At 58.7% G+C, this 23,942-nt stretch carries 19 protein-coding genes; 9 read left to right on the plus strand and 10 right to left on the minus strand.

Features of this window, described 5'->3' with window-relative positions; genetic code table 11:
- Positions 1-107: 107 nt before the first annotated feature.
- The 3 genes from VK574_RS00960 to VK574_RS00970 all read right to left on the minus strand — a co-directional run bounded on the left by VK574_RS00960 (position 108) and on the right by VK574_RS00970 (position 3,140).
- Positions 108-638 carry a hypothetical protein gene (locus VK574_RS00960; RefSeq protein WP_472797906.1) on the minus strand — a complete coding sequence of 177 codons (531 nt, stop codon included), beginning with the start codon at positions 636-638 and terminating at the stop codon, positions 108-110.
- Between the two features lie 96 nt (positions 639-734).
- Positions 735-2,165, minus strand: coding sequence for a sigma-54-dependent transcriptional regulator (locus tag VK574_RS00965; RefSeq protein ID WP_472797908.1), 1,431 nt, complete (start codon positions 2,163-2,165; stop codon positions 735-737).
- A 96-nt stretch (positions 2,166-2,261) separates the two neighbouring features.
- Positions 2,262-3,140 (minus strand): sensor histidine kinase, encoded by an 879-nt coding sequence (locus VK574_RS00970; RefSeq protein WP_472797909.1) that lies wholly within the window; start codon positions 3,138-3,140, stop codon positions 2,262-2,264.
- A gap of 350 nt (positions 3,141-3,490) precedes the next feature.
- Between VK574_RS00970 and rph the strand changes: the two genes are divergently transcribed.
- Positions 3,491-4,234, plus strand: coding sequence for a ribonuclease PH (gene rph, locus VK574_RS00975; protein ID WP_472797910.1), 744 nt, complete (start codon positions 3,491-3,493; stop codon positions 4,232-4,234).
- A gap of 69 nt (positions 4,235-4,303) precedes the next feature.
- Here the strand turns inward: rph and VK574_RS00980 are convergent, their stop codons facing one another.
- A complete protein-coding gene (locus VK574_RS00980; RefSeq protein WP_472797911.1) occupies positions 4,304-6,304 on the minus strand; it encodes a CocE/NonD family hydrolase in 2,001 nt (666 codons plus the stop codon).
- Positions 6,305-6,618: 314 nt separating this feature from the next.
- Positions 6,619-8,013, minus strand: a complete 1,395-nt coding sequence (locus VK574_RS00985) for a M28 family metallopeptidase (RefSeq protein WP_472797912.1) — start codon at positions 8,011-8,013, stop codon at positions 6,619-6,621.
- Positions 8,014-8,335: 322 nt separating this feature from the next.
- Between VK574_RS00985 and VK574_RS00990 the strand changes: the two genes are divergently transcribed.
- Both VK574_RS00990 and VK574_RS00995 read left to right on the plus strand, forming a co-directional pair.
- The gene (locus VK574_RS00990) at positions 8,336-9,388 is read left to right on the plus strand and encodes a ketose-bisphosphate aldolase (RefSeq protein WP_472797913.1); all 1,053 of its coding nucleotides are present in this window, start codon (positions 8,336-8,338) and stop codon (positions 9,386-9,388) included.
- A gap of 690 nt (positions 9,389-10,078) precedes the next feature.
- Positions 10,079-12,685, plus strand: a complete 2,607-nt coding sequence (locus VK574_RS00995; RefSeq protein WP_472797914.1) for an alkaline phosphatase family protein — start codon at positions 10,079-10,081, stop codon at positions 12,683-12,685.
- Between the two features lie 85 nt (positions 12,686-12,770).
- Here VK574_RS00995 and VK574_RS01000 read toward each other — a convergent pair whose 3' ends face one another.
- Both VK574_RS01000 and VK574_RS01005 read right to left on the minus strand, forming a co-directional pair.
- Positions 12,771-14,237: a DHA2 family efflux MFS transporter permease subunit gene (locus VK574_RS01000; RefSeq protein WP_472797915.1), complete on the minus strand. Its 1,467-nt coding sequence runs from the start codon at positions 14,235-14,237 to the stop codon at positions 12,771-12,773.
- A 71-nt stretch (positions 14,238-14,308) separates the two neighbouring features.
- Positions 14,309-16,357, minus strand: a complete 2,049-nt coding sequence (locus VK574_RS01005) for an ABC transporter ATP-binding protein (protein ID WP_472797917.1) — start codon at positions 16,355-16,357, stop codon at positions 14,309-14,311.
- Positions 16,358-16,579: 222 nt separating this feature from the next.
- Here VK574_RS01005 and VK574_RS01010 point away from each other — a divergent pair, with 222 nt between their 5' ends.
- From VK574_RS01010 to VK574_RS01030, 5 genes are all read left to right on the plus strand, one after another.
- Positions 16,580-17,041: a hypothetical protein gene (locus VK574_RS01010; protein WP_472797918.1), complete on the plus strand. Its 462-nt coding sequence runs from the start codon at positions 16,580-16,582 to the stop codon at positions 17,039-17,041.
- Between the two features lie 20 nt (positions 17,042-17,061).
- Entirely contained in the window at positions 17,062-17,445 is a 384-nt protein-coding gene (locus VK574_RS01015) for a TlpA disulfide reductase family protein (RefSeq protein ID WP_472798039.1), read from the plus strand.
- A 104-nt stretch (positions 17,446-17,549) separates the two neighbouring features.
- On the plus strand, positions 17,550-18,977 hold the full coding sequence (locus tag VK574_RS01020) for a cytochrome P450 (RefSeq protein ID WP_472797919.1): 1,428 nt from the start codon (positions 17,550-17,552) through the stop codon (positions 18,975-18,977).
- 83 nt (positions 18,978-19,060) lie between these two features.
- Positions 19,061-20,161, plus strand: a complete 1,101-nt coding sequence (locus tag VK574_RS01025; RefSeq protein ID WP_472797920.1) for a DNA polymerase III subunit — start codon at positions 19,061-19,063, stop codon at positions 20,159-20,161.
- A 268-nt stretch (positions 20,162-20,429) separates the two neighbouring features.
- On the plus strand, positions 20,430-20,774 hold the full coding sequence (locus VK574_RS01030; RefSeq protein WP_472797921.1) for an RNA chaperone Hfq: 345 nt from the start codon (positions 20,430-20,432) through the stop codon (positions 20,772-20,774).
- An 11-nt stretch (positions 20,775-20,785) separates the two neighbouring features.
- Here the strand turns inward: VK574_RS01030 and VK574_RS01035 are convergent, their stop codons facing one another.
- Positions 20,786-21,934 (minus strand): L-threonylcarbamoyladenylate synthase, encoded by a 1,149-nt coding sequence (locus VK574_RS01035; protein WP_472797923.1) that lies wholly within the window; start codon positions 21,932-21,934, stop codon positions 20,786-20,788.
- Between VK574_RS01035 and VK574_RS01040 the strand changes: the two genes are divergently transcribed.
- The gene (locus VK574_RS01040) at positions 21,927-22,502 is read left to right on the plus strand and encodes a class IV adenylate cyclase (RefSeq protein ID WP_472797924.1); all 576 of its coding nucleotides are present in this window, start codon (positions 21,927-21,929) and stop codon (positions 22,500-22,502) included. The two genes, VK574_RS01035 and VK574_RS01040, sit on opposite strands and share 8 nt — an antisense overlap.
- On the opposite strand, the gene VK574_RS01045 is transcribed toward VK574_RS01040, so the two are convergent.
- Entirely contained in the window at positions 22,492-22,848 is a 357-nt protein-coding gene (locus tag VK574_RS01045) for a hypothetical protein (protein ID WP_472797925.1), read from the minus strand. The two genes, VK574_RS01040 and VK574_RS01045, sit on opposite strands and share 11 nt — an antisense overlap.
- A gap of 607 nt (positions 22,849-23,455) precedes the next feature.
- Entirely contained in the window at positions 23,456-23,929 is a 474-nt protein-coding gene (locus VK574_RS01050) for a hypothetical protein (protein WP_472797926.1), read from the minus strand.
- Positions 23,930-23,942: the final 13 nt, after the last annotated feature.

A 23,942-nucleotide genomic window follows, 5' to 3' on the forward strand; every position in this document is an offset into this window, starting at 1 on the left:
AGGAAGACTTTCAAAACCATACCACGATGCTTCCCGGGATTAGCTCCTGTTTCGCTGTGCTCGAACCGCGGAGGTGTTGGAGTTCGAGGGGCCTTTCGTCGTCATTTTCAGCGATTGGTCAATGAGGGACCGGCTGGTCGTGTTGATGGGGTCGGGGCAGACAACTGCTCCCGCAGTGTTCCGGCAAGATTGACGACCAGTTGCAGTTTTTCGGCAACCGCGGCCGGCATGCCGCCCAGGGAGAGGGCGAGTTGGGATTGGAGCAGCAGCCCTGAGACGGTATTTTTGAGGTCCATTTCAATCGATGCCGAAGCAGCCTCCAGCGCTACGGTCTGCTCGCGCGCGCGCCGTTGCAAAGCTGCACGAATTTCACGGATGATTCTTGCCGCACCGGAGACGGCGAAGTTGATCTGCAATGGAATAGCCAGGCCCGATCGCTCCCAGATTACATCGGCAGCCGCCGGGTCACACTCGGCCAGAGACTCGTCGACCACCACGGCCGCGAAATCCTTATGGCGAAGGACTGCGAGAGCCGTGCGACGGCCATCGGCAACCTCAACCTTTATCCCAAGCTGTTTGGAGAGAACCTCGGCACAATTGCGAACACCTTCGATGCCACTGATGATCAGAATGCTCATATCTTCCTCAAATTCGATAGTCACGGTTTTCGAACGACCCCGCACGAGCTGATATTGCCGGGGCGGCTTCTTGCTCCTGACCCGGCGAATGCTTTGCTAATTGCTCTGCAACGGATCGCTGATTTCGTATTCCTTCAGCTTGCGGTAGAGGGTGGTCTTGCCGATTCCGAGTAGTTTTGCCGCGATCAGCTTGTCGCCGTTGGTGGTCCGAATCGCGTCGAGAATGGCGTGCCTCTCCAGCACGGCGAGCGGGAGAATCTCAGGCAATGAAGTATCATCCCGCTTTTTTCCCTTCAATGCCGCGGCATGGAGCGCGACAAGCGGCTCTTGCTGCAACTGCGTAGGCAGATGGCCCAGCTGGATTTCGCCGCCCGACGTCATTGTGGCGCCATGCTCGATCGCGTTTTCGAGCTCGCGGACATTGCCCGGCCAATCGTAGTGCATCATCGCGCGCAAGGCCTCGTCGTGAATGCTGAATCTTGCCGGATGCCCCTTGTTGATTTTGTTGAGAAAGTGCGCAACCAGCATGGGAATGTCGTCGCGACGATCGCGCAGGGGCGGCAGGCGCAGATTCACGATGTTCAAGCGGTAGTACAGATCCTTGCGGAAGGTGCCATGTTCCACCATTGCGGCCAGGTCGCGATTGGTAGCGGTGAGGATGCGCGCCTTGATGGGAATGCGGTGCGTGGCGCCGACCGGACGGACTTCACGCTCCTGCAGAGAGCGCAGTAACTTGGCCTGCAAGTCGAGCGAGAGTTCGCCGATCTCATCGAGAAAGACCGTTCCACCTCCAGCCGCCACGAGAAGACCATCCTTGGCATGAGTGGCGCCGGTGAACGCGCCCTTGACATAGCCGAAGAGCTCGCTCTCAACGAGTGTGGGAACCAGCGAACCGCAGTCCACGGGCAGAAATGGTTTTTCCGAGTTTGGTCCGAAGGTATGGATGGTACGGGCGATGAGTTCCTTGCCGGTACCGCTTTCGCCGAGGATCAGGACCGGATGGGTGGTCTGAGCAACCTTCGAAAGAATGCGATAGAGCTTGTCCATCTGCGCCGTGTGGCCAATAATCTGTCCCATTCCTTCGTGTTGGCGAAGGCGCTCCCTGAGCTGACGAGCCTGCACGTCCACGCGGGTTTGACCGCCGGCGCGCTCCAGGGACGAAGCGAGTTCGTCGACCGTGAAGGGCTTGTTGAGATAGTCCGAGGCGCCGCAGTGAACCGCGGCCAGGGCCACGCTGGCGGAATTCACCGGCGCCATCGCAATGACGGCGATGCCGGGATAGAGCGCCTTGATTTCAGCGACGGTTTCCAGGCCGGATTCGTTGTTCCTGTGCAGATCGATCAGGATGATGTCTGTCGAGAGGCGAACGAGGGTTGACCGCACGCTGTCCATGTTCGCAATGCCCTTGGCCTCGTATCCGAGACTGGTCGCGACCTCGATGCATGCGGTACGAGCGGCATCATCTTGATCCACCACGAGCACGTGCAGCATGGACGGCTGAGTCGGGATCTGAGGGAGAGAAGTCATGGTCTGCGCAGAAGGAAACGTTGCAAGCATGGTAGTCGCCTTATTGATAGGTGCTATGTGGGCCAGATCACTTGTGTGACGGCCAGTTGAATTTCGCTATGACATCTGCAGGGGCAACTCGATCTGGAAACATGCACCGACCGGGTCACGGTTCGCTGCGTGAATAGTGCCTCCGGCAGCTTCAACGATGGAACGCGTGATGGAGAGACCGAGGCCCCGGTGGGGCAACGGCCATTCGCTTGATGCGAAGATATCGTGGCCGGGTGAAGAGGAGTTTTTGGGTTCGAAGAGATTCTCCAGGATTTTGTGGTTCAAGCCCGGCCCGTTGTCCTCCACATTCAGGGTCACCCACGGAGTATTCTGCTCCCCCCGGCTCTCCCACAGCGAAATGTGGATTCTGCCGACTGCGGACATGGCTTCTGCTGAGTTTTTGACCAGGTTGACAAGGATCCGAGTCAGGTCCTCGCTGGTCATACGGACAGGAACAGCGCCGCCCTGCGCGTCAACGGTCAAAGCAATGGTGGGACCGCCGAGCGCACCCAGAAGACTTCGATTCGCGAAAAGATCCTCCGCCAGGTTCCGGATGGGTTCCGCGGGAATATTCTTCCACTGCTGGGGCTTTGTCTTCTTCGCCGAAACCGGCCAAAGGTCGGGATTCACGGGCATTTCGCTGCACTCGGCGCTCTCGGGTGTGCCCTCCGGGTTCATGCAGACAAGCTTTTCGACCAGGCGGCGACTGGCGGCCGCCACAAGTCGCAATTCGCCGCTGTAGTGCGCAAAGGGCGCGGCGAGAACGCCGGGTTCCTGGAGCAGATCGCAATAGAGGTCAAGCGCGGTGACCATGTTGCGAGCGTCGTGTGCGATCTCCGCCACGTTTTCGCCCTGGTTGCCCAGGGTCGAGAGGACCTCGACAACCTTGTCGGCTTGCTGTTGTTCATTCGCGCCTATTTCGCGCAATTCTTCGACCTGCTGCATGATTTAATCCCTTCCTTCTCGTGTCTGAATGAGCCGCATCGAAATCGCGTCTGCCAGATCCGAGCTTTTGCTGCTAGTCTTCGCCTTTTCTTCTTACACGCAACGTGCCAAATTCGGACACTTATGTTAAGACATTCAAAAATTTGGGTTTATCTACATTTCACTCAATTCAGGACGCGGAGGATTGGACGCTGAAGTGGACCGTTTTGGAACCCCATTGGACAGCTGTGGCCTTAAATTGTGCGAATAGAAGGAGTTGGATCGATAGTGGCGTGCAATTCCCGAATTGGTCGTTCCCGGAATGGGATTCCCCTTCGAACGGCCCTGAGTTGGTCTCGTACAATCGGCCTATGAACCGCCCCACAAATGGCAGCTTTTTTCGTCCCGGCGATCGCAAACCGAACCAGCTTCGCCCCTTAACGCTGACGCCGGATTTCGTACAGACCGCAGAGGGCTCGGTGCTGGTAACGCTGGGCAATACCCGCGTGCTGACCAACGCCACCATCGAGCCGGGAGTTCCAGGATGGCTGCGCAACTCGGGGAGGGGGTGGGTGACGGCGGAATATGCCATGTTGCCGCGATCGACGGTGACGCGCACGCCGCGGGAGAGCGAGCGCGGAAAGATCGGCGGACGCACACATGAGATTCAGCGGCTGATCGGGCGGAGCCTGCGGGGTGTGGTGGACCTGCAGGCGCTGGGTGAGCGCACCGTGATTCTTGACTGCGACGTGATCCAAGCCGACGGCGGCACGCGGACGGCGGCCATCACCGGCGCTGCCGTGGCATTGGCCATCGCCCTCAACGCACTGGTCAAGGCCGGAACGCTGAAGCAGTCACCGCTGAAGCAGCTTGTGGCGGCGACGTCGGTGGGGATTGTCGGAGGCGTGCCGCTGCTCGATCTCTGCTACGAAGAGGATTCGCAAGCCGAGGTCGATATGAACATCGTGATGACGGTGGATGGAGGCCTCGTGGAGACACAGGCGACGGCGGAGAAGGGAAGCTACTCGCGCAGCGCTCTGAACGGGCTGATCGATCTAGCAGAAGCTGGGCTTAAAGAGATATTTGACGCTCAGCGAGCTGTCCTTGAGGCCTAGGTTTGTCCGATTGCGGGCGAATCCAGGCCTCCGTTTAGCAACTGCTGATTCGTTTGCGCAACATCGCCTTCACGGCACAACAGGCAACTCGATGGCGCTGGCGTGATCCGGCGAGTGGTAGATGCGCTGCGTGGCCTTCTGATAATCGCCGGGCTTGGCCCAGAAGATGTTCTCGACATACGTCTGCGGGTTGCGGTCGTAGAGCGGGAACCAGCTCGACTGTACTTGCACCATGATGCGGTGACCGGGCAGGAAGACGTGGTTCGTTGGCGGAAGCGCGAAGCGATAGGTGAGCGGCTTGCCGGATTCGATGGGCTTGGGATCGGTGAAGCTTTCGCGGTAGCGGCCACGGAAGATGTCCATGGCAATCGCCAGTTGGTAGCCGCCGAGATTTGGATCGCCGGCCACTTCATCCGGATAAACGTCGATCAGTTTCACAACCCAGTCGGAGTCTGTTCCTGAGGTCGAGGCGACAAGGTTGGCGATGGCCTGTCCAGTGATATGGATTGGCTCGGTCAGGACATCCGAGGTATAGGTGAGCACGTCCGTGCGGCCCGAGGCTTCACGCTGATCGTCGACGAGCCACTGCGCCCAAGTGAGCGGGAGGACGTAGCCGACGGGCTGGCTGGGACGGGCGCGGAAGGGCACGGGCCTGGCGGGATCGGAGATGTACTCGTCGAAAATTTCGAGCTGGGGAACCGAGGAATTAGCGGAATGTTCTGCCGTCCCTATGGCAGCGCCTGACGCCGGAGCCGAGAAGCTTAGCTTGAGTCCGGGTTGCAGGTAGAGGGGCTTTGTTTGAGGCGATGTCGGCCAGGCGGGGAGTTTTTGCCATTCGTCTTTGCCGGTTTCGTAGGCGGTTACCGGTGCAATGTCCATCGGCGGAGCATCGTCTTTGAGATAGTGCGCAAGGAAGGGTGCGAGAACGTTTTTGCGGAACCACGTGCCGGTGTCGGAGCCGAAACGGATGGCGCCGAGAGAATCGGCGGGCTCGATCTCCTGGCCGTGGTGCCAGGGCCCGAAAACCATGAAGACCTTGTCGTTGGTTTTATCGAGAGGTTTGATGGCCTTGTAGACAGCGGGTGCTCCATAGATGTCTTCCTGGTCCCAGAGCGAGTGAACGAGGAGGATGGGGACCTGGATGCCGTGTTCGCGGAATTCTGCGGCGAGGACCTTATCCATGGCCTGGTCGGACCAGAAGGCATCATAGGCGGGATGCGCGATCAATTTTTTCCAGAAGCCAATTTGTTCAAGGCCATGGCGGCGGCCGAGTTCGCCGGCTGAGGCGGCACTCATGTACTCGTCGTAGTCGTCGAAGTGCGCGGTCCACCATTTGGCTTTGGCATCATTGTCGCGGGTGCCCGTCTGTTCATAGATGTAGGGCATGTTCTGCTGGCGGAAGGCGCCATTGTGGAACCAGTCGTCGCCCATCCAGCCGTCGACCATGGGATTCATGGGAACCGAAACCTTGAGAGCCGGGTGCGGATGGACGAGCGCGGTGAGAGGAAGCCAGCCGTCATAGGAGATGCCGAGAATGCCGACTTTGCCGTTTGTCTCAGGGATGTTGTGGATGAGCCATTCAATGGAGTCGTAGGTATCGGTGGACTCGTCGACAGGGGTGGGATTCTGCGGCCCGCGGTTGGGACGATTCATCACGTAATCGCCCTCGGAGCCGTACTTGCCGCGAATGTCCTGGATGACGCGGATGTATCCGCCATCGAGAATGACATCGACCGCGTTGTCATACCCATAGAGATTTGGTCCGAGGTGCGCGCTGGCGGAGTGTGTGGTGAGTTCGTCGGCGCTGTAGGGCGTGCGCGTGAGCAGGATCGGTGCGTGCCCAGCGCCTTTGGGAACAAGAATGACGGTGTGCAGATGGACGCCGTCGCGCATCGGGATCATGGCTTCGCGTCGCTCGAAGTCGAACGAGGAGGTGACGGGCTGCAGATGCTCCGGCGTTTCGCTGGGGTAATTGGGATATTGGGCAGTGGTGGCCTGGCCGGCTGCAACCGAGGCAGAGAAGCCCAGCAGTATCGCTGCTGCAACGCACGATGGTGGGAAGATTGGCACGACGGGACCTCTCCTGGATGACAGCTGAGATTGGAAACGATTGTAGAGGACTAGTGGCAGACCGGGCATTGAGCAAATTCCAAAACTTGCGGGCAGAGGACTGCCGGGCATTCATGGCTCTCAGTACGGAGGAAGCGGGGTTAGCGGGCTTATTTGCTGCCGCAAGCGCTTTGGCTGTGGGCGAAAAGCAACTGCGGGTTCCTCCACTTCGCTGCGCTACGGTCGGAATGACAGCCTACTTTTGTGACAGCCTACTTTGTGACAGGCTGTTTTATGAGCGCCTATTTTGTGACAGCCGATTTTTTTGGGGCAGTCTAGTTGCCGGGCTTGGGGGCGCCTCCGGGATTCCATTGGGGACGGAAGTCACTGTTGGCGAGCCAGCGCACTGGCTCTACCAGCGACTGGATCGCGCGCGTCATAAAAGCGAGGTCGAGGTGGGCCATGTCATCGTTCAGCTGGTGATAGGTGGGCACTGTTCCCCAACCGGCCGCGGTGTGTGCCACAACGCCTTGAAGAGCGAGAGGGTAGTTGTCTGACCGTTCAAAGAAGTGTTGTTCGGGGTAGGGATCGGGCCCCAGCAGCGCGCCATGCTCCTTGAGGGTCGGACCAAGATTCGATCTCTCCCATCCAGTAAGGAGCAGTACCCCGGGCGGCATCTTCGGGTCCTGGTTGCCGATCATCTCGAACTCGAGGTTGGCAACAAGGTCGGTGAGCGGGACAGGAGTATGTTTCCCAAAATAGGTCGAGCCCAGTCCTCCCATCTCCTCGGACCCGTAGCAGACGAAGAGAACGCTGCGGCGGGGGCGAGGACCCGAGCCGAGCGCATGAGCCAACTCAAGAACCGCCGTGGTGCCGGCGGCATCGTCATTGGCGCCGTTGTAGATGGAGTCGCCGTTGACGGCGCGTCCCACACCGAGGTGATCGAGATGTGCTGTCAGCAACAGCGTGCCTGCGGCGGGGTCGGTGCCCGCCAGGTATCCAATGGCATTAAAGGTCTGGCGTGGCTTGGCCTGCGGCAATGCATGGACGGTGATGCCGATCTGCGTGCCGTCCTTCGCGGTGAACCTGGCCGCAGCTTCCGCATGGATCAGGATGACGGTCGGCGTCTTGCGCGCAGGATCATCCGCGAGTCGTACGCTGACGCGGGTTTTACCGCCGAATATTTGTGGCACAGTGGCGAGGGAAGATGTCTGTGGCACGAGGATTGCCGCTGCTCCGCGACGGCGAAGCGCGGACATCGCTGCGAATAGGGCTCGCTGATCGGTCACTCCGGTAAGAAGAATTGCGGATCCCTCGGCAATGTGTGCTGTCTGCACGTCGGAGGCGGCAACTCTCAGCAACGGACCGGCGACGGAAGCACCGGGCGATGTAAGCAGGACGAAGTCTGCTCCTTCCTCGATGGTCGCATCCCCCGCCTGAAGTGTGGCGTGCGCGTCAAGTTCGGGTGCGACGATTTCGGCTGATTGCAGATAGGCCGTCATGCCGGGTGCAGGTTTCAAGCCGTAGCTCTCGAATTCGCTCGCGACATAAGTGGCAGTAAGTTCCTCGTCGCGTGTTGCGGAACCGCGGCCGGCGAGAACATCGCTCGCGAGAAAGTTCTCGTGCGCGCTGACCCATTCCGGTTTGACGATCCAGTTCTGCTGGGCAGAGAGCATAGCCGAAACTACGATGGGCGCAAACGCGGCCATCCATCGAATGCGAGATTTCAATCAGATACCCCCGGGAAATGCTACGGCTCATGATAACCGGAGCTTGATGCCGGAGGGGGACGGATGGAAGGACACCGACCCTCTTTTTCATGATTCATTGGGGCGCGCTCAGAATTCCTCAGCGCCGGGCGAGGTCCTTTGCTTCGTTTGGATTGCGGGTTGACGCGTTTTCGCAATAGTCGCGCAGGCTGTGCGCCTGAGCACACTTTTTAGTTGCGCGGCTCTGCTACCATAAGGACGATTGCAGTTCCCGCCGCTAGATAGGCCCATCGGAGCGTAACGGCGGCAGAATTCTGGAAAGATCCTTAGAAGGAGAATTGCTATGCCATTAGTCTCCATGCGGCAGCTTCTCGACGAGGCCGCCAAGGGCGGATACGGCGTCGGCGCATTCAACGTCAACGACATGGAACAGATTCAAGCGATCATGATGGCGGCGAAGGAAACCAAGTCGCCGGTGATCGTGCAGGCCAGCCGCGGAGCGCGTCAGTTTGCTGAAGACCTTTATCTCTTCCGCCTGATCCAGGCAGCGGCGGAGTTGAATCCCGAGATTCCGATTGCGATGCACCAGGATCATGGCAACAGCTATGAGACTTGCAAGAGCGCTATCGAGTTGGGATACACCTCGGTCATGATGGACGGATCGCTGAAGGAAGACGGTAAGACTCCTTCGACATTCGAAGAGAACGTTGAAGTGACGCGCAAGGTGGTGGAATACGCGCACGCACGCGGCGTGACGGTCGAGGGCGAGATCGGCGTACTGGGCGGCGTGGAAGACGGACATGGTGCGGGTGGCACGGGACTCGAGCACATTACCGATCCTGACCAGGCTGTTGAGTTTGCAGAACGCACTGGTGTGGACGCGCTGGCTATCGCTATCGGCACCAGCCACGGCGCGTACAAATTCACCAAGAAGCCGGATGGTTCGGTATTGAAGATGGATGTGCTGATCGCGATTCACCAGCGGTTGCCGCACACGCACCTGGTGATGCACGGCAGCTCTTCAGTTCCGAAGGAACTGCAGGACATCGTGAACCAGTACGGCGGCAAGCTGAAGCAGACGTGGGGCGTTCCGGTGGAAGAGATTCAACTCGGCATCCGCAACGGCGTCCGCAAGATCAACGTCGACACCGACAATCGCCTCGCCATCACGGGCGCGATCCGCAAGGTGTTTGCGGAGACGCCGGAGAAGTTCGATCCTCGCGATTACTTGAAGCCTGCACGCGAGGCCATGAAGAAGGTTGTGGCGCAACGTATGACGCAGTTCGGCCAGGCCGGACACGCGGGCGACTACAAGCCGCTTGCGATCACCGAAATCGCGAAGGGCTATGCAAACGGCTCGCTCGACACGCGTCCGTCGCTTACGGCATCACGGTAGGACGGATTCAAGGAAAAAGACGGGCCGATCCGCGCCGGCGATCGGCCCGTTTGTTTTGCGTATCACGCAGCGTAGTTCCAGTCGCATTCAGACCGAACCAGCGGCCCTACTTTTGCTCTCCCATTGCTTGCGTTGTATCGCTGAGCTGTTTTTCAATTCCGGCTTTGAACAAAGCAAACGGCTGAGCCCCGACAAATTCGGTGATGGTCTTGATCGTGGTGCTCTTGGGATCCGTGTACGCGAGGAAGAGCATCGCGCTGACGACAGGGACTTTCGAAGCGTGGACCAAAGACAGACGGAGGCGTCTGTGAAAGATGTCAACGAACTATCACTCGGCGGACAATCTTTGACTATGGCTTTTGAAAGCAATTTCTTGCTTGCTTTTTTCCCAAGGTTTGAGGGTTCGAGATGTTGAGGGTGACAGCCTTAGGCCACCATTCCGCATCCAACTAGTTCCCGCCACGCCGTTGCGTTGTGGCCCGGTCCGATGGAAGGGCATTGTTCATTTCTTAGTCGGCCGCGGGCCACCGTATGGGGACAAGCGAAATCGCCGAAGACCAAAAACTGAAATCTGCAGCACGCACCAACTTATCGACGCTTCGACAGCATCGAACGAAAGGGTTAGTTCCGGTCATTTCGCTGGATACTTCCCGCGCAACCGGTACAAACCAACATCAAGGCAGGCCCCCTGTGAAGACGATCCCGTCCTTGGCAGCCCCTCTCGCTTTGCTCGCGATTTCAGCATTTGCCAACAGTGCAGCTGCCGTTCCCACCGTTTCGATCAAAGCCAGTTCCAGCAGCATTACATCCGGACAGACCGACACCCTGACAGTGACCGAAACGAGCGCTGCCTCCATCCATGTAACGGGATCCAACGGCACTTCGTACACTCTGCCTTATAACGGCGGAACGCTTACCGTAGCGCCAACTTCCACTACCACCTACACGGCGACCGCTACGAACTCGAGCGGCAGCGCCAGCGCCCAGACCACGATCATAGTGGGTTCGGGCACGCCGACTCCCACGGTTTCGATCACGGCAGCGCACAGTTCGATCAGTCCCGGCAGTTCCGATGCGCTGACCGTGACCGCCTCCAATGCGGCCTCGGTCAAGGTTTCAGGATCTGACGGTTCGGTATTCAACCTGGCGGCTTCCGGCGGCACCGTCACCGTTTCGCCTTCATCCACTACTACCTACATGGCGACTGCCACAGGCTCGTCTGGTGCCACCGCGACAGCAAGTACCACCGTTACCGTCTCAACAGGTTCCCTCCCCGTTATTTCGATCACAGCAAGCGCCAGCAGCATTTCATCCGGACAGTCCGACACCCTGACCGTAACGGCATCCAGGTCTGCCTCAGTCCACGTGACAGGATCGAATGGCACTTCCTACACACTGCCTTTCTCTGGCGGAAGCATCACGGTAGCTCCAACTTCCACCACCGCCTACACAGCAACAGCGACAAACTCGAGTGGCAGCACGACGGCGCAGACCACGATTACGGTGACTGCAAATACACCGAATCCCACGGTGTCGATTTCCGCGCAGAACAGCTCGATCAGTCAAGGCAGTTCCGACACGCTGACAGTGACCGCGACGAACGCCACCAAGGTTGTGGTGACCGGATCCGACGGAAGCTCTTATACGCTTTCGGCTACAGGAGGCACACAGACGGTGACTCCGGCCGCGACCACTACGTACACGGCGGAGGCGAGCAATGCGGCTGGGGCCACAGCTTCGGCGGAGACGACAGTAACGGTGGGATCCTCGGCAGGCGTTACCAAGATTCAGCACGTTATCTTCATGTTGCAGGAGAATCGCACCTTCGACAGTTACTTCGGCATGCTGAATCCCTACCGGCATTCCAATGGCTGGGATATCGGCGATGACGGCAAGACCTACGACGTGGACGGCATCGACGATAAGCTCACGACCATTACCAACCAGGATGACGAGGGCACGACGTACGGGCTGTACAAGTTCCGTACCACATGCATCGACGACGACAGCTCAGACTGGCTTGCGAGTTATGGCGACGTAGACCGGTATAACTTCCTGACCTCGCGGCCAATCAAAATGGATGGCTTCGTACACACGGCGGAGGGTTATGCAAAGAGCTGCGTAAATTCCGGTACTTGCGGAGGTGCATATACCGACGTGACGGGCGAGCGAGCCATGGGGTATTACGATCAGGATTTCCTGAATTACTACTACTACATGGCATCGCAGTTCGCAGTGTCGGACAGGTGGTTCTCACCCGTTGCGAGCAAGAGCACGCCGAATCGAATTGCGACTTTCTCGGGCGGCACGACCCAAGGGCTGGTGTTTGACCCGGGTCTGGACGATCATGTGGCGCAGCAGAGCTCGATGACGATTTTCCAGGAACTCAATAATGCCGGTGTTCCGTGGAAGATTTACTATTCGAAGACTACCTCGAATTACCCCGACACGATCTTCTCTTACTTCGGTTGGGCCAATCAGTTCCTTTACCACAAGACGAGCACGAATTCCTGTACCGGTTTTACCCAACCCTCAAGCGTAGTCGGAGATTCTACGAACTCGTTCTGCATCGATCCCAACCACGTTGCGCCTGTTTCGCAGTACTTTACCGATCTGCAAAACAACGCCCTGCCGGCGTTTGCGTTCATCGAAGCGAGCGACAGCGATGAACATCCGGGCTCGCAGCAGTCAATCCTGAACGGGCAAGCCTCGATGGCGAATGTCATCAACAAGTTCATGGCCAGTTCGTCGTGGCAAAACTCCGTGTTCTTCTTCGGCTACGACGAGGGTGGTGGGCCGTATGATCACGTTCCGCCGGTTCCGGGTGATTCCAACCAGAACACGGATGCGTCGCTGGGTTCGATCCCGGACATATCCTCAATCGCGGTCAACCCTGACGGCTTCAACCCATGCCTGCCGCCAACGCCTGGTCAGTACACGCAGCATTGCGATCTGCGCGCCGCGTCTCCGGGTGCACATTCGGGTGATGCGGCAGCGGTGCAGGGATTTGCAGCTCAAATCGGATTCCGCGTGCCGAACATGATCATTTCGCCGTTCACGCGGAAGCACTACGTCTCGCATACGCCGATGGATCACACTGCGGTAATCAAGTTCGTGGAGAGCCGCTTCATCAATTCTTCGGCGCATCTGACAAATCGTGACGCCGCACAACCGAATCTGCTCGAGTTCTTCGACTTCAATAGCGTTCCATGGTCAGCGCCGCCCACGCCGCCCTCACCCGCGAGCGCAACGTCGCTGGGCTTCAATCCTTGCCTGCCGGCGAGCATGGGTCCGTGAGGTTCTGGCAAATTGAAAGCGGAAAAAGGCCGATCTGCGAACAGCAGATCGGCCTTGCTATTTCTTGCGCTCATGACGCCGCTGTTTATCCGTCGGGATGGTGTTGGCGGAGGACTTTCTGGTGGCTCACAGCGTCGCCATCTCCGCGCTTTAGCGTAGCGAAGACAATTGTCGAGAAAATGGTGAGACATCCGAGTGTGCGGAAGGCGAGGTGAATGCCGTGAATCATCTCCTGCGGAATTCTGGATGCGCCGCTCGGTACGAAGAAGGCTGTCGTGAGTCCGGCAGCGGCCACGCCGAAGCTGATCGACATCTGCTGCATGGTACTGGCGATGGTACTTGCGCTGCTGGCGTCGTGCTCTGAGACGTCCGCGTAGACCAGGGTGTTCATGCTGGTGTATTGAAGCGATGTAAAGCCGCCATAGAAGAATGCCAGCAGCAGAATGAACCACACGGGTGTGTGCTGGCCGATCGTGGTGAACAACAGGAGAAGGATGCCGATGAGGATGGTGTTTGAAATGAGTACGCCGCGATAACCGAACCTTGCCAGCAGGCGACGGATGATCGCTTTGATGCTCATGGCGCCAAGAGCCTGCGGCATGATCAGCAGGCCGGATTGAACCGGCGTGAAGCCGAGGCCAGTCTGGTAGAGCAGGGGAAGCAGAAATGGCACGCCGCCGATTCCAAGCCTCGTGAAATAGCTGCCGTTCACGGCGGCGCGGAATGTGCGAATGCTGAAGAGTTTCAAACGAAGCAGGGGAAACTCGAGCGTCCGTGCGTGCAGCCAGTATCCGATCAAAAGCGAAATCGAGATCGCCAGCATGCCGATGATTTCGCGGGCGCTCAGTGTATGTTCGCCGAAGACTTCGAGGACGTAGGAAAGCAGTGCAATTCCGGAGCCAAAGAGGATTAGACCTACGATGTCGAGAGGAGGCGTGTCGTTTTCAGCGTAGTTCGGAAGGTGAAGGTAGACCATGATGAGGCCGATGATTCCGATGGGGATGTTCAGAAAGAAGATTACCCGCCAATGGAAGTAGTCGACGATGAGGCCGCCGGTCACCGGACCCAGCATGGGAGCGATGAGCGCCGGAATGGAGACGAAGCTCATGATGCGCACCAGGTCGGATTTTGGGAATGTTCTGACCAGGGTAAGCCGGCCTACCGGCACCATCATGGCGCCGCCCATGCCCTGCACGACACGAAACGCGACCAGCAGATGAATGTTCGTGGATATGCCGCAGAGAAACGAGCCGAACGTAAAGATGCCGATCGCAGATGCAAACACGCGGCGTGTTCCGAATCGGTCGGCCATCCAACCGCTGATGGGAATGAATACTGCGAGGCTAAGCGTGTAGCTTGCCAGCACGGCTTTCATGCTGAGTGGCGTGACGCTGAGAGCTTCGGAGATGGCGGGCACGGCGGTGTTGAGGATCGTGGTGTCGAGCGACTCCATGAAGAAGGCCACCGCAACCAGCCACGGCAGCAGGCGCAGTGCGGCGTCGGAGGGTTCGGGTACTTCGGCGGCGGCCTTGGATGTCGGCGATGAACTCATGAACTTTGTTGAATGGAGAAGAATTAGTTGTGACACAGTAAACGGTGCGGTCAGAAGAACCCGGCAGATATCTAGGGTACGGCGGGTGCCGGGGACGGTTCGCGATGTGGCGCGGTGCCCACGCCGAGTTCCTGGTCCTTGTACTGCAGCTGATAGAGCTTCCAATAGAGGCTGCGATTAGCAAGAAGCTCCTGATGGGTGCCCATCTCGCGCAACTGGCCCTTGTGCATGACGAGAATCGTATCGGCTCTCTGGATGGTGGAGAGACGATGCGCGATCAGCACGCTGGTGCGGCCCTCGACCATGCGCTCAAGTGCGCCGCGGATGCGTAGCTCGGTGTCGGTGTCGACGCTGGAAGTGGCCTCATCAAGGATAAGGATGTGGGGATTGAAGGCTAGCGCGCGGGCGAAGTTGATGAGCTGTTTCTGGCCTGTCGAGAGCGAATTACCGCGCTCGCGAACGGGCTCGTCGAACTGGGCCGGCAGCGAATCGATGAAGTCGAGCACATTCACGTCGCGTGCGGCTTGTCGCATGGCTTCTGCAGTGATGGCTTCGTTGCCGAAGCGGATGTTTTCAGCGATGGTGCCGGTGAACAGGAACGGGTCTTGCAGAACAACGGCAAAGTGGCTGCGCAGCGCGGCGAGGTCGAGTTCGCGGAGATCGACGCCATCGAGACAGATCGATCCGGCCGTCACATCGTAGAAGCGCATCATCAGGCTGGTCACGGTCGTCTTGCCCGCGCCAGTGTGGCCGACGACAGCGATGGTTTGGCCGGGCTCGATGGTGAAAGATACGTCCTTGAGGATCCACTCGATGTCCGTGAGGGCGGCGAGTTCTTTGGCGCGCTCGGGCGAGTCGGCGACGCGGTTAACGAGGCCTCTCTGTTCCGCAGTCAGTTTCTGGTAGGTGAACCAGACGTGTCGGAATTCAATTCGGTTTGATCCGTCGCCCGAGCGCGGATGGGCAGGACTCACGATCTCCGGCGCGGTATCGAGCAGCTTGAAGATGCGTTCGCAAGCAGCCATGGCGGCTTGCAGGATGTTGTACTTGTCGCTCAGGTCCTGGATGGGGCGCCAGAAACGCTGCGAATACATATTGAAAGCGGCCAGCATGCCGATGGTGACGGTGCCGGAGAGCACGCCGAATCCGCCGCGCCAGATGACGAGGGCGATGGCAATCGAAGACAGGATTTCGACAGCGGGGTAGTAAAGGGCGTAGGCGAAGATGGTGTCTTTGAACGCGATCATGTGCAGGCGGTTGACGGCTTCGAAGTCGTCGTAGGCGCGCTGTTCGCGGTTGAAGAGCTGCACAACAGCCATGCCGCTGATGTGTTCCTGGGTAAAGCTGTTGATGCGGGCGATGGCGGCACGCACGCGTCGGTAGCTCTCGCGGACGCTGTTACGGAACAAGCGCGTGACGACGAGGATGAGTGGCAGCACGGCGAAAGCCAGCAGCGCCAGCCACCAGTTGATGTTGAGCATCACGATGGCCATGATGGTGAGGGTGAAGAAGTCGTCGACAATAGCGAGGATGCCGCCGGTGAACATTTCGTTGATGGCATCGACGTCGGAGGTAATGCGCGTGACGAGGCGCCCCACGGCATGCGTATCGAAGAAGCCGACGTGCATGCGCTGCATGTGCTGGAAGATATCGCGGCGCAGGTCGAACATGATCTTCTGGCCGGTCCACTGCATCAGGTAGGTCTGGATGAACTCGAAGAGATAGGCGGAGACCTGGGCCACCAGGAAAATCAAGGCGAGGCGAGTGATGCCTTGCGCCGGGTTGGTGGGCAAATGGCGGATGAGGAAACTTGTGGGTCCGCCCTCATGGCTCAGGAGAGTTGTCCCGGAGGCGCCATTGTCGGTGGGGAAGTAGCGGTCGATTCCCACCATGACGAGGTACGGGCCCGCGACATCGCTGACGGACTTGAGGGAGATGGAGATGGAGGAAACGGTGGCCTGCCACCAGTAGGGCCGCAGGTAGTGCCCGAGGCGCTTGATCAGCCGCGAATCGTAGACCTTGCCAACTGGATCTTCGTCGACTTTCGGGCGCGCTGCGCCGTTCCGCGGATCACGTTCGAGTGCCTTGGTTTGGCTGGATTTTTGCTCCGCTTCAGGCATGGGTCAGCATTGATTACCATTGTCCATTGTACGGGGAGGGAGATGGAGGCGCGCAAACGTGGGGGTCAAAGAACTTACGGGCTTTCAGGGCGCGGCGGTTTCTTCGATATGCTTCTAGGGGTCAAGAATCACATTCTGTAGACCGAAAGCACCGGTATAATTTCGCCGCATTCAAAATCACTGCAGGAATGAGCTCAGGTTTTTGAGTCAAAGGAAGACCGCATGATCCGGAATACCCGTGTGTTTCTTGGTTTGTTATTTCTCTTCGCTGCGCCGGTCCTCTTCGCAAAGGGTCCGGAAGACGCGATTCAAAAGCAGATGGACCATCTGCGCGATTTGTCGAAGGCAGAGCGGCCGGGAGCGACAGCCAAGCTGGCGACCGACATCATGGCGCTCGCAGCTGGGAAATCGAAGGTGACCCTCGCAGACAACCTGTCTCATATCGCCACCGAGGGCGATCAGGGAGCCGAGACGATTCAGGCTGTTGCCGATACGCTTTCACACGCGCTCACCGAAACTCCAATCCCTGCAAAGAAGGATTGGCCGCCTGCGCCCTACTTTGATCTGGCAAGACTGGTGCGCTACGAGCATGCCACGTCGACTCTGAACGACCCGTTGTTTGCGAAAGCTTCCGATGCGTTGGCGAAGAACGACGCCGAGGTGGAAAAGTTGATTTCACTCTGAAGGATCTGCACGGCAAGAAGATTACGTTCTCTCAGTTCAAGGGTAAGGTTGTGCTGGTAAATTTCTGGGCAACGTGGTGCCTGCCCTGCCGGCTTGAGATGTCCGATCTTGATGCGATCTACACACATCTGGAGGCGCAGGGACTGGTGGTTCTTTCGATCGATCCCGAGGATGTCCCTGCTTCGGATGCTTTTTTGATTGCCAGGACGATAGAGCCGATGCGTTTCCATCCGACGGTTCTGCTCGATCCCGGTGGGAAGGTGGCCAAGCAGTTTCACCTTGACGGCGGAATCCCCAAGAGCTTCGTCTTCGACCGCGACGGAAAGCTTGTTGCAGTGGCAATTGACATGCGTACGCAGAGGCAGTTTCTCAACATGCTGGCTGCGGCAGGCATTCATCCCTGAGCGCGATTCAACCCGGAGCCTCGCGGTTGAGGCTCCGGACGGGCGATTTCATTTGGTGAAAGAGGCCAGGTCGCGTCATGCGGCATCTGCACTAGACTCGAACCGTGGGTCTTAACGCAAGCGATGTTGATTCGTCTGGATTCCCCGATCCGCCTGCAGTGGTGCGGCGTGGAGAGTATGTCTATCCGCCGGGCTTGCGCTTCAATCTGCCTTTCTACCGGTTCCATCGCTTCTTTGATCCAACGAATCCCATTCTCCTGTTTGAGCATTTGCAGCGTTATGGCCGTGCGGCGCACTATCGTATCCTGCTGCGCGACGTTGTCCTGTTGAACGATCCTGCCGATATTGGGGAAGTGCTCATCGACAAAGCTGCTTTTTTCGGCAAGGACCGGACGCAAAAGCGCATGAAGATCCTGCTCGGCGAGGGGATGATCACGTCGGACGGAGAGGCGCACAATCGGGGACGACGCATTGCCGCTCCCGCATTTCACCGTCGCCGCATCGAACGCTACGCCGCGCAAATCGTGGAAATCGCCGACGCGCTTCGTGTGCAATGGATGCCCGGAGCGGAATTGAATATTGCCGCGGAAATGATGCGGCTCGCTTTGCAGATCACGGCACGCACGCTTTTCGATACGGAAGTGACGCCGGAGATTCACGAGATCAACGACCAGGTGAATGTCGTGATGGATCTCTACAATTTCCTGGTTGCGTTTCCGCGGGCTGAACTTTTCCTCAATTCGCCCCTGCCGCAGATGCGGCGGTTTCGCGCGGCAAAAAAGCGGCTGGATGAAGTGGTCGATGGCATGATCAGGGCGCGGCGCGCGGATGCGAACCTAGACCGCCATGCCGACCTGCTTTCGATGCTGGTGGCTGCACGGGACGACCAGGCCGGAGGTGACGGGCTCAAACTGGATGGCCAACAGATCCGCGACCAGGTTCTGACGCTATTTCTCGCCGGGTTTGAGACGGTGGCCAATGCGCTGGCGTGGACGTGGATGCTGCTGGGGAAGAATCCAGAGGCAGAATCGCGCCTGCATGCCGAACTGGATGCGGTACTGGGCGGCGGCCGGTTGCCGACGCTTGAGGACATTCCGCGGCTCGAGTACACGGGCATGGTGCTGTCGGAGTCGATGCGCCTGTATCCGCCGGCATGGGCCATGGGCAGAGAAGTGCTTGAGGATGTGTCGATAGGGCCGTACCGGCTGCGCAAGGGAACAATGGTGTTCTTCAGCCAGTACATTGTGCACCGGGATCCGCGGTGGTTTCCGGAACCAGAGCGGTTTCGCCCCGAGCGATTTGCCCCGGCGGCCAGGTCCGGACGGCCACGGTTCGCGTATTTTCCCTTCGGCGGCGGCGGCCGGCAGTGCATCGGCGAGTCGTTTGCCTGGATGGAAGCCGTGCTGGCGCTCGCAACGATTGCGCAGCGTTGGCGCGTTGAACTAGTTCCCGCACAGAATATCGAGTTGCAGCCGAAGATAACGCTGCGGCCGAAGAATGGGATACAGGTGCGGGTCATGCGCCGGGACTAACGAGACAATCTGCACGCCCTTTGCATTCTTTCGGATTCACAGACTCGCGGAATCTTGTAATGACAATGCCGTAGACTCGAAGTGTGGGTTTCCAAAGCTTTCATGGCAATGCCGCAACGGTCCGGCACCTGCGGGAGGGGTTGCGTAGCGGCCACTTTCCGCAGGCGCTGATTCTTGCTGGACCGAAGGGTGCGGGCAAGTACACGCTTGCGCTGATGCTGGCGCAGGTTGTGAATTGCCTTGAGCCGATAGAGAGCGATGGGCTGCCGGATTTCTGCGGGCATTGCGCCAATTGCCTGCGGATTGCCGAGTCGACGAATCTTGAAGAGCGGGTTGCCGAGGCGGTGGCGGTGCGCGACGAGATGCGCGACGTGGACAAGCGCGAGACGCGCATTCTGATCCAGACACACCCTGATGTGCTGATTGTGCCGCCGGATCCGCCGCAGCTTTTGATCAAGCTTGGACAGGTGCGGACGGTGATTCACGCGGCCTTTTATCGGCCGCCGGCCAACGCGCATCGGGCGTTTACGATTTTTACAACTTCGGCCTTTATGAAAGAAGCGGCGAATAGCCTGCTGAAAGTGCTCGAGGAGCCGCCTGAACGAACGTCGCTTATTCTGCTCACGGAAAATCCGCACGAGTTGTTGCCGACGATTCGGTCGCGCTCCATTCTCTACAGGCTGGGAGCGTTGCCGGCTGCTGAGATCGAGGCATTGTTAGCCGAGCGCCGACCAGAGTTGCAACCGCAACAGAGGGCGCTCGCTGCGCGATTGGCGGAGGGAGCGGTGGGGCGCGCGCTGACGACCGATCTGGAAATCTATCTCGCAAGCCGCCAGGATGCGCTGCTGATACTGCGGACGGCGTTGCGCGAGCCAGACTACTCGCAGCTTTTTCACGCGACGGAGAGCTACCGCGGCGGAGCCGACGGCCAGGAGAAAACCATCAACTTGCTGCGCGCACTCGGGAGTTTGCTCGAAGACCTGCTGCTGATGGTGGCGGGTACGCCGGCGCTCATTCGCAATCTCGATCTTTCGGTTGAGTTGGAGCGTATGGCGCAAGGGCTCACGGTGGATTGGATCGCAGCGACTTCCTCGGCAGTTGTGCAGGTTGAGCAGGGAATGCGGCGCAATCTATTGCGCTCGCTCTCGTTGGATGCCATGGCCGTTAGCCTGCAGGAGCGATAACGGCGGCGTTCCACAGATATCTCGATCGAAAGTATGCAACCACAACCTCGCCCGAAGCATCTTTTGGGGTAGAATCAGAACACTCTCAAAGGCAAAAGACCAACCCAGAGTCTGATACCGGTTGTGCCGATGGTTTGGCGTCCCCCAAAAGGGCTCTAATTCTGCATTTCCGAGATCGGGATCCTTCCTTTTCCCCGACAAGCAAAGTGAAGTAGTAGTTCTGCATCTGTTCAATCAGGAGTTCCGTGGCGATGGAGGATCTTACTTTATGAATACACAGACAATTTCGCCGGGCCTGGAAGGCCAGCGCCGCGATGGCGTCTTATACACACCGAATCGCAAGAAGCACGCTTCCCTTTCCACACCATCGTTTCGATTCACTAACTATGAGATCGAGGAAGACGGCGCGCACCGTCAGGCTGAGCTGTTCTATCTGCAGAAGCAGATTCAATCTCAGACGCCGATGGTGATTGTGCTGGAGGATGGCGAGAAACTTGAAGGTCAGATCGAGTGGTACGATCGCGGAGTGCTGAAGATTCGCGGCCGCGCAAAGACGCTTATCTATAAGTCCGCGATCAAGTACATGTACAAGCTTGGCGAGGCCGGGCAATAGGGATCCGGTTTCTAGTCCTTCGCCGAGCGAGCAGCTTTGCGCAGGCGATCACGAATAGCCACGCCGACTCCTTCGGCTTCCGGCATCGGGCAGAGAATCACGGCGCAGCCTTCGGCGTCGAGCGCTCGAAGGCCGGCGTAGAGTCTTTCGGCTAATTCTTCGGGTGCGCTCCAATGACCCCAGGGAAATTCAGCTGCTCCCCGCAGCGGCGGCTCGAATCTGGTGGGCGCCAACTCCGCTGGAAGCATCATTCCCAAACGATCTTTCGCGTGCTGACCAGCGGCTTCAGCCAGGCGAGCGGGGAGTTCGTCCAGCTTGCCCTCCACGAGGATCAGGCGTGCGCGCGGCGCGTAATGGCGCAGGCCGATGCCGGGTGAGGGAAGCGACTCGGGCGCAGCAGCCTTCGGCAGCATTCGATCTTCGTAATAGACCACAGGACCTGCAACCTCGCGAATCTGTTGCTCGGTGATGGCGCCGGGGCGGTAGATCATCATGGGACTCTGCGTTGGATCGAGGACGGTGGATTCGACGCCGTGGCGGGTGGCTCCTGCATCGATGACCGCGTCGATTTTGCCGTCGAGATCGTCGAGTACATGCGCGGCGGTGGTGGGGCTGATGTGGCTGAAGACGTTCGCGCTGGGCGCAGCAATGGGAACGCCGGCCTGGCGGATCACCTCGAACGCGACGGGATGCGCGGGCATACGGATACCGACCAGCGGACGGCCCGCAGTGACGATGTCGGGCACGGCGGTGGAGCGGGGCAGCAGCAGCGTCAGGGGACCGGGCCAGAAGGCTTTCATCAATCCGTAAACCACCGGTGGAAATTCCGCGAGCAGCGGATCGAGCATCGGGTTCTTGAAGATGGGCCCGGCGACGTGGACGATGACGGGGTCCCACGAGGGGCGTTGCTTGGCGGCGAAGATGCGGGCAACGGCGGCGGGGTCGAGGGCATTGGCGCCGAGTCCATAGACCGTTTCGGTGGGCAGCGCAACGAGGCCGCCGGAGCGAAGAATCTGCGCGGCCTGAGCGATGGCGGCTCGCGCCTCTTCCGTATCGATGTGGGCCGGGTCAACCGAAAGGCGCAGAGTCTTCACGTACTTATTGTCGCCGTTTGAAGCCGTTGCCGCTACGTGCGTATACTCGCTCTTTACGATGGCCATCGAAACAGAAGTCAAATTTCGCGTTGAGAACATAAGCAAGCTGGAGAATCAGCTTCGCCAGGCAGGGTTTTCCCAGCAGACGCCACGAACCTTCGAGAGCAATGTTCTGTACGATACGCCGGACCGCACGATGCGGGCGCGGACCGAGATTCTGCGCATTCGCAGCTATGCGGGCAAGTGGACGGTGACGCACAAGCGTCTGCCCGACGTGGGTCCGGGCGAAGATGCGCACAAGCATCGCGTGGAGACGGAGACCGAAGTTGCCGATGGCGATGTGCTGGCGCAGATTTTTCTTTCACTGGGCCTGACGGCAGCCTTTCGCTACGAAAAATGGCGCAGCGAGTGGAGCGATGGTGAAGGCCATTGCGTGATCGACGAGACACCGATCGGCGACTACGCGGAGCTGGAAGGCTCGCCGGAGTGGATCGACCGCAGCGCCGACCGGCTCGGCGTGGACCGCTCAGCATACCTGACGCTCAGCTACGGCCGGCTGTTTGAGCAGTGGCGCGCCGAGCATCATTCAGCGGCCAATGACCTGACATTTGACGCCGTGTCGGTCACGCGTTGAGCGCAGAATCACTCCCGTATTTGCCGGACTCTTTAGCTTGATTTTCCTCGAGTTCCGGCAAAGGAACTCGTTTTGAGAGGCTGGCGGCTAGATGAAGGCCATAGAGAAGCAGGCCTGCGTGCCGCGTGTCGGTGAGGGGCGAACACAGAGCCGAGAGGGCCTTGGCCACGGCTGCCGTGATGGCGGAAACATCCTCGATCCTGGGCTCGGTGCGCTTTCCTGGCCTGCGGGTGACCGTCTTGCGAAAGTGAAGCTTGGCGTGAAAGAAGCAAAAAGGCTTGCCGCGGAGTGCGGCTGCGCGGCACTTGCGGCCGGTGGGCATGATGTGTCGACATTCGATGAACATGGGCGTGCTCCTCGGGGGGTGCCCCCCCATACTCTGTACGTAAAATTGCGTGTTTCAGCGATTTGGCGGCGGGCTGGCCGCCAGGAACTTCATAAGAAAGAACTTGGGTGTAGAGATTTCCCGGGAAAGGACTTAGGAACAGTGGACAGTGGACAGTGAACAGTGGACAGTGGGCAGTGAACAGTGGACAGTGGTCAGTGATCAGTGACCAGCTGTCTGATGTATGTTCACTGCGCTAGAGCCGATTTCCCGATGCCAATTCCATTGTGCGCCCGAGGGTGATAATTACCTGCAAAATGGGGGCGGTTGGAAGTTATTCCGAAATATAGGGTTACAAGATATTTTTCGAAAGGGGGGTTGACTTTGAAGGGAAGGCGAGGCTGGGTCCGCCGTCGGAAAGCATGGCCGACTCTCCGAAGCGCTTTGGCTATTGCTTTATTGGTAACTACTGGCATGGTCCGCCGCCTAAGCAGCGCAAAGGGATTTGGGCAGCTCGGCGTAGGTGATCTCGCTTTTCGGGCCGAGATACTATGCAGGTGTTTTTCATGGTGTCGGGGACCGATTGGAATGCAGCGCAACCCTCGAACCTTCCGAGTTGGCAAACAATTCATCCAGAATGGCGTGAACCAGACCATCTGCGATGAGTAACCTTCAACGCAAAGATATAGAAGAAGGTCGTTAGGGATCCGACAATCAATGCGAAAAGCATCATGGCAAAGCCGCCCACACCCGTAAGCGGATCGCCATGCCAAATCGTGTGCGAGTCGCCGCCGGTCCACTGAAGAACGAGACCCCAAAGGGCAATCGATGCAGGACCAATCAGAATTCCGCCGAGAAGGATGATGATCGGCATTCGTTGCTCTTCTGTGTTTCTGAGGACGATCAGAACGGGCATATACAGGCACGCGACCGGCAACGCGCACGTCAAGGTAATGCGAAAGATTGGAAAGATCGGTCCTGCTTCGACGAAGATCCGGCTAAAAACCAGGCTGAAGAGGAGAACCGCAACCAGCAAGGAGCTGAACCAAAGGCCAATGTGGCCCAGAGCATTTATGAAGCTGAGTCCGCCAGGTCTTGGCACCTTGGATCTCCTA

Origin of the sequence: Occallatibacter sp. (assembly GCF_035317045.1) — a bacterium.
GTDB lineage: Bacteria > Acidobacteriota > Terriglobia > Terriglobales > Acidobacteriaceae > Telmatobacter.